Annotated in this window: 11 protein-coding genes and 1 riboswitch; of the genes, 6 read left to right on the top strand and 5 right to left on the bottom strand. The window is 68.5% G+C overall.

Features of this window, described 5'->3' with window-relative positions:
- Positions 1-317: 317 nt before the first annotated feature.
- Positions 318-953 (bottom strand): LysE family translocator, encoded by a 636-nt coding sequence (locus FJU31_RS16055; protein ID WP_150455625.1) that lies wholly within the window; start codon positions 951-953, stop codon positions 318-320.
- Between the two features lie 93 nt (positions 954-1,046).
- On the opposite strand from FJU31_RS16055, the gene FJU31_RS16050 reads away from it, so the two are divergent.
- The 3 genes from FJU31_RS16050 to FJU31_RS16040 all read left to right on the top strand — a co-directional run bounded on the left by FJU31_RS16050 (position 1,047) and on the right by FJU31_RS16040 (position 3,588).
- Positions 1,047-1,469, top strand: coding sequence for an acyl-CoA thioesterase (locus FJU31_RS16050; protein ID WP_150455624.1), 423 nt, complete (start codon positions 1,047-1,049; stop codon positions 1,467-1,469).
- Between the two features lie 43 nt (positions 1,470-1,512).
- Complete coding sequence (locus FJU31_RS16045; RefSeq protein ID WP_150455623.1) at positions 1,513-2,319, top strand: NAD-dependent protein deacetylase; 807 nt, start codon at positions 1,513-1,515, stop codon at positions 2,317-2,319.
- Positions 2,320-2,484: 165 nt separating this feature from the next.
- Positions 2,485-3,588, top strand: a complete 1,104-nt coding sequence (locus FJU31_RS16040; RefSeq protein ID WP_150455622.1) for an NADH:flavin oxidoreductase/NADH oxidase — start codon at positions 2,485-2,487, stop codon at positions 3,586-3,588.
- A gap of 3 nt (positions 3,589-3,591) precedes the next feature.
- Here the strand turns inward: FJU31_RS16040 and FJU31_RS16035 are convergent, their stop codons facing one another.
- On the bottom strand, positions 3,592-4,503 hold the full coding sequence (locus FJU31_RS16035) for a LysR family transcriptional regulator (RefSeq protein WP_150455621.1): 912 nt from the start codon (positions 4,501-4,503) through the stop codon (positions 3,592-3,594).
- A gap of 122 nt (positions 4,504-4,625) precedes the next feature.
- On the opposite strand from FJU31_RS16035, the gene FJU31_RS16030 reads away from it, so the two are divergent.
- From FJU31_RS16030 to FJU31_RS16020, 3 genes are all read left to right on the top strand, one after another.
- Positions 4,626-4,880 (top strand): DUF2798 domain-containing protein, encoded by a 255-nt coding sequence (locus FJU31_RS16030; protein WP_246161386.1) that lies wholly within the window; start codon positions 4,626-4,628, stop codon positions 4,878-4,880.
- Positions 4,881-4,940: 60 nt separating this feature from the next.
- Entirely contained in the window at positions 4,941-5,792 is an 852-nt protein-coding gene (gene purU / locus FJU31_RS16025) for a formyltetrahydrofolate deformylase (RefSeq protein WP_150455619.1), read from the top strand.
- A gap of 84 nt (positions 5,793-5,876) precedes the next feature.
- Positions 5,877-6,848, top strand: coding sequence for a glutathione S-transferase family protein (locus tag FJU31_RS16020; protein WP_150455618.1), 972 nt, complete (start codon positions 5,877-5,879; stop codon positions 6,846-6,848).
- Positions 6,849-6,861: 13 nt separating this feature from the next.
- Here the strand turns inward: FJU31_RS16020 and pncA are convergent, their stop codons facing one another.
- The 3 genes from pncA to FJU31_RS16005 form a co-directional block, all read right to left on the bottom strand.
- A complete protein-coding gene (gene pncA, locus FJU31_RS16015) occupies positions 6,862-7,488 on the bottom strand; it encodes a bifunctional nicotinamidase/pyrazinamidase (protein ID WP_150455617.1) in 627 nt (208 codons plus the stop codon).
- Positions 7,489-7,543: 55 nt separating this feature from the next.
- Positions 7,544-8,215, bottom strand: coding sequence for an epoxyqueuosine reductase QueH (locus FJU31_RS16010; protein WP_150455616.1), 672 nt, complete (start codon positions 8,213-8,215; stop codon positions 7,544-7,546).
- Positions 8,216-8,356: 141 nt separating this feature from the next.
- Positions 8,357-8,585: riboswitch (cobalamin riboswitch) on the bottom strand.
- Between the two features lie 64 nt (positions 8,586-8,649).
- Positions 8,650-10,059 (bottom strand): nicotinate phosphoribosyltransferase, encoded by a 1,410-nt coding sequence (locus tag FJU31_RS16005; protein ID WP_150455615.1) that lies wholly within the window; start codon positions 10,057-10,059, stop codon positions 8,650-8,652.
- Between the last annotated feature and the right edge of the window lie 47 nt (positions 10,060-10,106).

Genomic DNA, 10,106 nt, shown 5'->3' with positions numbered 1-10,106 from the left:
GTCGGAGAAATTGAACAGGTCACCAAGGTCGAGCAATTGCTGTTGGACGGCCACAAAAAATCCGATGCCAGAAGACTGGCATCGGATTCTGATTGGCCCGGCTGCTTAAGTGAACAGCATTACGGCCAATGCCGGGGTTTCTTGCTTCCGTAGAGTCGAGCTTGCTCGACTGCTGTGCTTCTGTAGAGTCGAGCTTGCTCGACTGCTGTGCTTCTGTAGAGGTAGAGTCGAGCTTGCTCGACTGCTGTGCTTCTGTAGAGTCGAGCCATGCTCGACTGCCGTTCGCGAAGATCAGTCGAGCAAGCTCGACTCTACAACTACCGCCGCCCTTCCACCGCCATCCGCACGGCCAGCCCGGCCAGCACCGTGCCCATCAGCCAGCGCTGCACGGCCTGCCAGCTCGGCCGCGCGGCCAGAAACGCGGCAATGCTGCCGGCCATCAGCACGATCACCATGTTCACTGCCAGGCTGACCGCGATCTGGGTGAAGCCCAGCACCACCGACTGGGCCAGCACGCTGCCGTGGCCGTCCGGGTGCAGGAACTGCGGCAGCAGGGACAGGTACATCACCGCGATCTTCGGGTTCAGCAGGTTGGTCAGGAAACCCATCGCAAACAACCGGCGCGGGCTGTCGACGGGCAGCGCATGCACTGCGAACGGTGAGCGGCCGCCCGGCTTCACCGCCTGCCAGGCCAGATACAGCAGGTACAGCGCGCCGCCGATGCGCAGCGTGTCGTAGGCGAAGGGCACGGTCATCAGCAGGGCGGTGATGCCCAGCGCCGCGCACAGCATGTAGAAGACGAAGCCCAGTGCCACGCCGCCCAGCGACACCAGCCCGGCACGGCGGCCCTGGCAGATCGAGCGCGAGACCAGGTAGACCATGTTCGGCCCAGGCGTGAGCACCATGCCCAGCGACAGCAGGGCGAAGGCCAGCAGGTCGGCGGCGGCGGGCATGGCGGCGTTCCGTGCGGTGGGCGTGGCGCAGTGTAGCGCCGGCTGCACCGGGCCTGGCTTAAAATCGCCGCACCCCACACCGATGGCCCCGCCATGACCCCCATCCCCGAAACCGTGCCGCCCATCGAAGTGCGCATGGCCGAAATCGTCTTCCCCAACCACACCAACCACATGGGCACCCTGTTCGGTGGCCAGGCGCTGGCGTGGATGGACAAGGCTGCCTTCCTCGCCGCCGCCCGCTATTCGCGCCGCACCGTGGTGACCGCGCGCAGCGACCAGGTCGATTTCAAGCTGCCGATCCGCATCGGCCAGATGGTGGAAACCGTGGGTCGCATCGTCGAAGTGGGCCGCAGCTCGATGAAGGTCGAGGTGGAGCTGATTGCCGAAGACCTGCACAGCGGCGAGCGCAAGCTGTGCACCCGCGGCCACTTCGTGATGATCGCGCTGGGCGATGACGGCCAGCCGACCGCCGTCCCGCGCCTGCCGGACGCCCCGGCGGCCGACCCGGCCAGCTGACCATGCGCTTGCGGGGGCGCCCGCGCGCCCCCATTTTGCTGCCATGACCCCGCCGCTGACCGACTTCATCGACCGCGCCCAACGCCTGTTCGTGCTGACCGGCGCCGGCTGCAGCACGGCCTCGGGCATCCCCGATTACCGCGATACCGACGGCCAGTGGAAGCGCACGCCGCCAGTGACCTACCAGGCCTTCATGGGCGAGGCGGCCACCCGCCAGCGCTACTGGGCGCGCAGCCTGCTGGGCTGGCCGCGCTTCGGCCTGGCCCTGCCCAACGGCACCCACCAGGCACTGGCTGCGCTGGAAGCGCGCGGCACGCTGCAGGTGCTGCTGACGCAGAACGTGGACGGCCTGCACCAGCGCGCCGGCAGCCAGAACGTGATCGACCTGCACGGGCGGCTGGATCGGGTGCGCTGCATGGGCTGCGAACGCCGCAGCGGGCGCGAGGATTTCCAGCAGCGCCTGCTCGAAGCCAATCCGGGCTGGGACGCGCTGGAAGCGGGCATCGCCCCGGATGGCGACGCCGACCTGGAAACCGACTTCTCCGCCTTCGTGGTGCCGGATTGCCCGTACTGCGGCGGCCTGCTGAAGCCGGACGTCGTGTTCTTCGGCGAAAACGTGCCGCGCGAGCGCGTGGCGGCCGTGCACGCGCACCTGCAGCAGGCCGATGCCGTGCTGGTGGTGGGCTCCTCGCTGATGGTCTATTCCGGCTTCCGCTTCGTGCAGGCCGCCGCAAAGGCCGGGTTGCCGGTGGCGGCGCTGAACCGCGGCCGCACCCGCGCCGATGACCTGCTTCAGTTCAAGGATGAACGGGACTGCGCCGAGGCGTTGGCGGGTTTCGCGATCCGGTAGCGCCGGGCCACGCCGGGCGAGCGCGCAGCGCGGCCGCCGTTGCCCGCCGGGCGTGGCCCGGCGCTACCGATAACCCGCCCCCGCGAAACAGCGATCCATCCAGACGGTTGATCCGCAGGCCGTGCAGCGGTGCAATACGCACCCCCTCCGCATGTCCTGACCGTCTTGAGCCAGCTGTTCTCGCCGATGTCCTTCGGCCCCCTGACCCTGCCCAACCGCATCGTGATCGCGCCGATGTGCCAGTACTCCGCCGAAGATGGCCGCGCCAGCGACTGGCACGCCATGCACCTGGGCACCCTGGCGCAGTCCGGCGCCGGCCTGCTGATCCTGGAAGCCACCGCGGTCGAGCCGCGCGGGCGCATCAGCTGGGCCGACCTCGGCCTGTGGGACGACGGTACCGAGGCCGCGCTGGCGCAGGTACTGGCCAGCGTCCGCCGCTGGTCGACGATGCCGCTGGGCATCCAGCTGGCCCACGCCGGCCGCAAGGCGTCCACCGCCCGCCCGTGGGACGGCGGCCGCCAGCTGCCGGCCGACGATGCCAACGGCTGGGCCACCGTGGCGCCGTCGCCGGTGCCATTCCATGCCGCCGACCCGGCGCCGCAGGAACTGGACGAGGCCGGCATCGCCGAGGTCATCGCCGCCTTCGCCGCCAGCGCGGTGCGCGCCGAGCGGCTGGGCTTGGAGCTGATCGAGATCCACGCCGCGCACGGCTACCTGCTGCACCAGTTCCTGTCCCCGCTCAGCAACCGCCGCACCGACGGCTACGGTGGCTCGCTGCCGAACCGCCTGCGCCTGCTGGTGGAAGTATTCGATGCGGTGCGCGCGGCGGTGTCGGACACGGTCTCGGTGGGCGTGCGCATTTCCGCCACCGACTGGGTCGACGGCGGCTGGGACCTGGTGCAGAGCGAAGCGCTGGCGCAGATCCTCGATGCACGCGGCTGCAACTTCCTGCACGTGTCCAGCGGCGGCCTCGACGAGCGCCAGAAGATCAGTGTCGGCCCGGGCTACCAGGTGCCGTTCGCGGCGGCCATCAAGGCCAAGAAGCTGCGCATGCCGGTCATCGCGGTCGGCCTGATCACCGAGCCGGAACAGGCCGAATCGATCCTGCGCCACAACCAGGCCGACGCCATCGCCCTGGCCCGCGGCATCCTCTACGACCCGCGCTGGCCGTGGCACGCCGCCGCCGCGCTGGGCGACAGCGTGGTGCCGTCGCCGCAGTACCTGCGCTGCGAGCCGCGCGAAGCGCGCAACGTGTTCCGCGCGCGCTGAGCCTCAGACCTGCCAGGCCGGCGCGATGCCGGCCTGCAGGTGCTCGAACAGCGCGCGGATCTTCGCGGTGAAATCGCGGCGGTCGCTCACGCAGAAGAACACCTCCATCGGCTCCGGCTGCCAGTCGCTGGCCGGGCCGAACACCGCCTGCAGGCGGCCATCGCGCAGATAGGGCTCGGCCACGAACGCGGCCAGCCGGGTGATGCCCGCGCCTGCAGCGGCCAGTTCGGCCAGCGCGTCGATGTCATCGCAGACCATGCTCGCCGGCAGCGCCGCGTCCACCCGCTGGCCATCCTTCAGCAGGCCCCAGCGCAGCGGCCGGCCATCGGTGGGGAAGCGGTGCAGCAGCCCACGATGGCCGTTCAATGCGACCGGGTCGCCCGGCGTGCCGTGCGCCTCCAGGTAGGCCGGTGAGGCACAGAACACGAACGGGATGCGCGCCAGTGGCCGCGCCACCAGCCCGTCTTCCAGCTGCGCACCGATGCGGATGCTGGCATCCACCGCCTCCGGCCCGTGCTGCACGGCGCGATCGCTCAGGCGCAGTTCCAGCTGCAGCTGCGGGTAGCGCTGCTGCAGGCTGGGCAGCAGCGGTGCCAGCACGTGGCGGCCGAACGCGCTGCTGCTGGCGATGCGCAGCGGCCCGGACGGTTCGATATCGCCGGCGGTGACCATCGCCTGCGCGCGTGCCAGGTCGGCCTCGATGTGCCGCACCTGCGCCAGATACACTGCACCGGCCTCGCTGAGCGCCAGCTGCCGCGTGCTGCGGTTGAGCAGGCGCACGCCCAGGTGGGCTTCCAGCCGGTGGATGTTCTGGCCCACGGCGGTGGCGCTGATGCCAAGGTGGCGGGCCGCAGCGGCAATGCTGCCGGTGTCTGCGGTGCGGGTGAAGCTGCGGATGAGCTGCAACAGGTTCATGACCGACCAGCTTGCCATGCGGGAGGGCGAGTATCGCTTGGGTCTGTGCGAAGCGAGGAGGGGCTGTGCCCGGGCCGCAGCACCACTAGCCTGCCGGCCCACTTCATTCGATGCGATGTGCCATGGCCCACTCCCGATCGCCCCGCTGGAAGCTGCACGCCCGCAGCACGCCGTTTGTCTTCGCTTTCTTCATGGCCGGCCTGATGGCGCTGCTGATGTGCCTGGTCATTACCGCCGCCAATGCCGGGTTGGGTAGCGGCTACCTGGCGCGGGTGCTGGCGGCCTACCAGATGGCCATGCCGATCGCGTTCTGCGGTGTGCTGCTGGTGCGTCCGCTGGTGGTGCGGCTGGTAGCCTTGACCGTGCATCCGCACTGAAGATCGGTTGCATCTGACAGCATTGTGCACTGCCGCAGGGTGCTGCCCTAAACTGGGGCGATGCGCCCCGATTCCATTCTTACCCTGTCCTGTCCCGACCGCACCGGCATCGTCTACCGCGTGTCCGGGCTGCTGTTCGACCACGGCTGCAACATCCTCGACGCCCAGCAGTTCGGCGATGAGGAGAGCGGCCGCTTCTTCCTGCGCGTGCATTTCGACCGCGACGCCAGCCTGCCGCTGGATACCGTGCATGCGGCGATGGCCGCGCTGGCCGCCGACTACGGCATGGACTGGCAGCTGCACGACGGCCGCCGTCGCGCGCGCCTGCTGGTGCTGGTCAGCAAGCAGGGCCATTGCCTGAACGACCTGCTGTTCCGTGCCCACAGCGGCCAGCTGAAAGTGGACATCGCCGCGGTGGCGTCCAACCACGATGATTTCGCGCCGCTGGCCGCGTCCTACCAGGTGCCGTTCCACCACCTGCCGGTGAACGCGGACACGCGCGCCGTGCAGGAACAGCAGATCATCGACCTGGTCGAACGCGAGCGCATCGACCTGGTGGTGCTGGCGCGTTACATGCAGATCCTCTCACCCACGCTGTGCCGTGCCCTGGCCGGCCGCGCGATCAACATCCATCACAGCTTCCTGCCCAGCTTCAAGGGCGCGCAGCCCTACCACCAGGCGCACGCGCGCGGGGTCAAGATCATCGGCGCCACCGCGCACTACGTGACCGAAGACCTGGACGAAGGCCCGATCATCGAACAGGACGTGGCCCGCGTGGACCACGCGATGGCGCCGCGCGAGCTGGTGCGGCTGGGCAGCGATACCGAATCACAGGTGCTGGCGCGCGCCGTGCGCCGGCATGTGGAGCACCGCATCCTGCTCAACGGGCATCGCACGGTGGTGTTCCGCTGAGGGGGCCCGCCTCCACGCAGTTCTCACCGGACGTTGCGGCTCCACGCGCTACGGTACCGGTTCTGCAGCAGAGGGAGCACCAGCATGGGCCAGCTCGTTGATGGCGTCTGGCAGGTCGGCACCGCAGGTGCCGCCGGCGAGGATGGGCAGTTCCACCGCGAGGAATCCACGTTCCGCCACTGGCTGACAGCCGATGGCGGGCCCGGTCCGCAGGGCCAGCCAGGGCATGCGGCCGCATCCGGGCGTTACCGCCTGTATGTCAGCCTGGCCTGCCCCTGGGCCCACCGTACCCTGATCATGCGCGCGCTCAAGGGTCTGGAATCAGTGCTGCCCGTATCGGTGGTGCACTGGTACATGGGTGACCAGGGCTGGACGTTCCAGCCAGGGCGCGGCGTGATACCCGACCCGGAACTGCAGGCGGAATACCTGCATCACCTGTACACCGCCGCGAAGCCGGGCATGACCGGCAAGGTGACCGTGCCGGTGCTGTGGGACCGCGAGCAGCGCAGCATCGTCAGCAATGAATCGGCAGACATCCTGCGCATGTTCAACGAGGCGTTTGACGGTCACGGTGCGCTGCCCGGCGATTATTACCCTGCGGCCCTGCGTGCGGACATCGATGCGATCAACGCGCGCGTCTACGAAGCGGTCAACAACGGCGTCTACAAGGCAGGCTTCGCCAGTACCCAGCAGGCCTACGACGAGGCCGTGGGGCCGCTGTTCGAAACGTTGGACATGCTGGATGCGCAGCTTCAGCAGTCGCCGTGGCTGGTGGGTGGTCGAATGACCGAGGCCGATATCCGCCTGTTCACTACGCTGCTGAGGTTCGATGCGGTCTACCACGGCCATTTCAAATGCAATGTGCGGCAGATCGCCAGCTACCCCGGCCTGAACGGGCTGCTGCAGCGGATGCTGGCGATGCCTGCGGTCGCCCGCACGGTGGATGCCCACCACATCACCCACCACTACTACCAGAGCCATCGCCAGTTGAACCCGTCCGGCATCGTCGCGAAGGGGCTGGCATGGTTGAGGGACCTGCCGCCCGCGCAGCTGTGACGCCAGCAATGGGTCAGACGATCGCAATCCCTGCCTTGCCCAAGGCCTCGCGCACCATCGCGTCGTTGGCTTCGGTCACCGGCCGGGTCAGGTCCCACAGGAACTTCACCCGGAAACCGGATTTCACCGCGTCCTGCGCGCTCCACAGCACGCAGTAATCGCGCGCCAGGCCGCACACATGCACCTCGCGGATGCGGCGCTCATGCAGCCAGCCGGCCAGGCCGGTCGGCGGGCGCTCGCCCTCCGGACCATGGTTCTCGCGGAACGCGCTGTACGAATCCACCTGCTGGCGGGTGCCCTTGCGCAGGATCAGGTCGGCCACGGTCCAGTCCACGCCCGGATGCAGTGCGGCGCCATCGCTGCCCTGCACGCAGTGGTCCGGCCACAGGGTCTGCGGCTGCGCGTGCAGCAGGATGCTCTCGAACGGGCGCGTGCCCGGATGCTGGCTGGCAAAGGAGGCGTGGTCGGCCGGGTGCCAGTCCTGGGTGGCCACCACCGTGCGGTAGCGGCGCTGCGCCAGCAGCTCGACAACTGGCGCCACCAGCGCATCGCCCTGGTCACAGGCCAGCGCGCCACCGGGCATGAAGTCCGGCTGCAGGTCGATCACCAGCAGGGCGACATCGGCGGGCAGGGCGGTCATGGCAGGGTCCAGCACAGCAGAGGGGCGACCAGCGTGGCCGCCCCCCGCGCACACGTCAATCGCCTTGCGGCGTTTCAGCGTCCTGGCCGTAGTACAGCAGGCCGATCTTGATACGCTCGCGGCCGGTTTCGCGGCGGTGGCGGTTGGCATCGCGCAGCGAGTACACGCAGCCGCAGTACTCCTGCTGGTAGAACTGCTCGCGCTTGCTGATCTCCACCATGCGGCTGGCACCGCCGCCCTTGCGCCAGTTGTAGTCCCAGTACTGCAGGCCGTCGTAGCGCGAGGCCGCGCGCACACCGCAGTTGTTGATCTGCGCCATGTTCTTCCAGCGCGAGATGCCCAGCGACGAGCTGATGGTGTCGTAGCCGTGCTCATGCGCGTACAGCGCGGTACGCTCGAAACGCATGTCGAAGCACATCGTGCAGCGGATGCCGCGCTCGGGTTCGTTTTCCATGCCGCGTGCACGGCTGAACCAGTTGTCGGTGTCGTAGTCGCAATCGATGAAGGGGATGCCGTGCTGCTCGGCGAAGCGGATGTTTTCCTGCTTGCGCAGCTCGTATTCCTTCACCGGGTGGATGTTGGGGTTGTAGAAGAAGATCGCGTAGTCGATCCCGGAGGCGGTGATCGCCTCCATCACTTCGCCCGAGCAGGGCGCGCAGCACGAATGCAGCAGCAGGCGCTTGCCGTCGGCGGGCAGGGACAGGGCGGGGCGTTGGAACTCGGTCATCGTCGGGTGCATCTTGGCGTGGGCAACGGGTCTGGCCGGAAACCGTGAACAGGACGCGCGCGGCCACACCGCCTGCACGCGCAGGACGACATTGGCCCCGGCAACCTCCCCGCGGAGATTCCAGGTCGAGTCAGGGGACGGTCGTGTCCCCCGGCCGGGGCCGGTATTCGGGCTGATGGACACGGGCCGCAGCCCACCTACTACCTGCCGCTTCCCAGGCGCGAGCCCAGTGCTGTTGGCAGGATTCGTTTCCATTCACCGCTGCGGGGCAGCTCCGGAATGGGCGCGCGAGGCGCCTTCACCGGATTCCCATTCAAATCCCTGCCATAGTCGCAACGACGGCAGGGATACCTTCGGCGTGCCCACGGTGGACGCGTTGCTGGCGTGGGTCAAGGGGGCGCTCCAGTAGATCCACGCCATGCGTGGATGCACCCTTATCGCTGGCCCGCAGCCCGCGCGCGGATGTCCTCCAACCGCTGGTCGACCAGCAACCGGCCGTTCTCCCACACGGTCACCATCGCATCCTCAAAGCCCGCCGGCAGGGTGTCGTCACCGCTGGCCGGCAGCGCCACCGTATGCAGGCTGCCATCGTCCAGGCGGCGCAGCATGCGCATGCGGCCGCGCTTGCTGGTCTTGCCGGCGTCGGTGATCGGGTCCTTGTAGACGTCGATCCAGGCACCGTCCACCCGCGCGGCCGAGCACTTCAGCGCGAACTTCTGCGTATCGCGGTCCAGCCGCTGCAGCAGTGCACCGCCCATGCCGAAGGCCACGTTGTCGGCGGCATAGCCGTCCGCGGTGATGCGCTGCAGGATGGCGCGGATCGTGTCCGGGTTGATGCCATCGCCCTGGATCACCCGCACGTGGTTGAGTACGCGGTAGCCCTTGCCGTTGATCGTGTGGCCAAAGGCCTCGTCCAGGCGGCGAAGGCTCTCGGCCACCACCTCCACCGGGTCGCCCGAATCGGGGCGGATGACCAGGGTCGCACCCGAGGCGATCACTTCATCGCGCAGGGTGGTGCCCCAGTGTTCGCTGATCGCGCGGTAGATGTCATAGCTGTCCGACACCACCGCGACGATCGCGCCGGGCGTGCCGAACTGGCGCAGCATGTTGCGATACGCATCCACTTCGCGCTCGCGGCCCCAGCTGGTGATGGTGCTGTGCTCGGCGGCGGGAATTGAATAGCCGGCCATCGGCGCGTGGTAGTGCGCGCGGGCCAGGCACAGCGCCGAGACGGTGTCGGTGCCGAGGAAGTTGACCAGGTGTGCGGCACCGCCCAGCGCGGCCGACTGCAGGCTCGACACACCGCGTGCGCCGAAGTCGTGCAGCTTGAACGGCAGCTGCCCCTGCGGGTCGTCGCTGGTCTGCTGCAGGAAGCCGGCGATGGTCTGCCGCGCATGCCAGCTGATGGTGGCCACGGTGACCGGGTACCACACGCGCAGCAGCAGGGTTTCCAGGTACGAGGGCACCCAGAACGCGGCCGGATCGGTTGATTCGATGGTCATCAGCGCCTGGTGCGTGGGCACCACGCTGCCCTCGGGTACAGCGCGGATGCGCACCGGCAGGTGGCCACCAAGGCGGTCGACGATATCGCGCCAGCCGGCTTCATTGAACGGTTCGCCATGCGCGGCGAATACCGCAGCGGCGTCGTCGATATCGGCATGGGTGACCGGCCGTGCCAGCGCGTCCTTGAGGATCGCCTGCAGGCCGAAGAACACCGTGCGGTCGTGCAGGCCGCCGCGCGATTCCACGTAGAAGAACGTGGCATCGGTACCCGGCGGGTACTGCAGCCAGTGGCTGGCCTTGTAGCTGTCGGTGTCGAGGAGAAGATTATCGAGGTAATGCATGACGGAAGCTCCTTCGCGTCGAGTGAAACCGGCGGTCTATCCGCCGG

Source organism: Stenotrophomonas cyclobalanopsidis (genome assembly GCF_008710035.1).
GTDB classification, from domain to species: Bacteria; Pseudomonadota; Gammaproteobacteria; order Xanthomonadales; family Xanthomonadaceae; genus Stenotrophomonas; species Stenotrophomonas cyclobalanopsidis.
The sequence above is the reverse complement of the archived record's forward strand: the minus strand, read 5'-3'. Positions and strand labels throughout refer to the sequence as shown.

What these genes read in the sequence shown, in the direction of transcription:
- FJU31_RS16035 (WP_150455621.1), bottom strand. Translation starts at nt 4,503, where the DNA reads ATGAACCTGTTGCAGCTCATCCGCAGCTTCACCCGCACCGCAGACACC.
- FJU31_RS16045 (WP_150455623.1), top strand. Translation starts at nt 1,513, where the DNA reads ATGACCCCGCCGCTGACCGACTTCATCGACCGCGCCCAACGCCTGTTC.
- FJU31_RS16030 (WP_246161386.1), top strand. Translation starts at nt 4,626, where the DNA reads ATGGCCCACTCCCGATCGCCCCGCTGGAAGCTGCACGCCCGCAGCACG.
- FJU31_RS16005 (WP_150455615.1), bottom strand. Translation starts at nt 10,059, where the DNA reads ATGCATTACCTCGATAATCTTCTCCTCGACACCGACAGCTACAAGGCC.
- pncA (WP_150455617.1), bottom strand. Translation starts at nt 7,488, where the DNA reads ATGACCGCCCTGCCCGCCGATGTCGCCCTGCTGGTGATCGACCTGCAG.
- FJU31_RS16020 (WP_150455618.1), top strand. Translation starts at nt 5,877, where the DNA reads ATGGGCCAGCTCGTTGATGGCGTCTGGCAGGTCGGCACCGCAGGTGCC.
- purU (WP_150455619.1), top strand. Translation starts at nt 4,941, where the DNA reads ATGCGCCCCGATTCCATTCTTACCCTGTCCTGTCCCGACCGCACCGGC.
- FJU31_RS16050 (WP_150455624.1), top strand. Translation starts at nt 1,047, where the DNA reads ATGACCCCCATCCCCGAAACCGTGCCGCCCATCGAAGTGCGCATGGCC.
- FJU31_RS16010 (WP_150455616.1), bottom strand. Translation starts at nt 8,215, where the DNA reads ATGACCGAGTTCCAACGCCCCGCCCTGTCCCTGCCCGCCGACGGCAAG.
- FJU31_RS16055 (WP_150455625.1), bottom strand. Translation starts at nt 953, where the DNA reads ATGCCCGCCGCCGCCGACCTGCTGGCCTTCGCCCTGCTGTCGCTGGGC.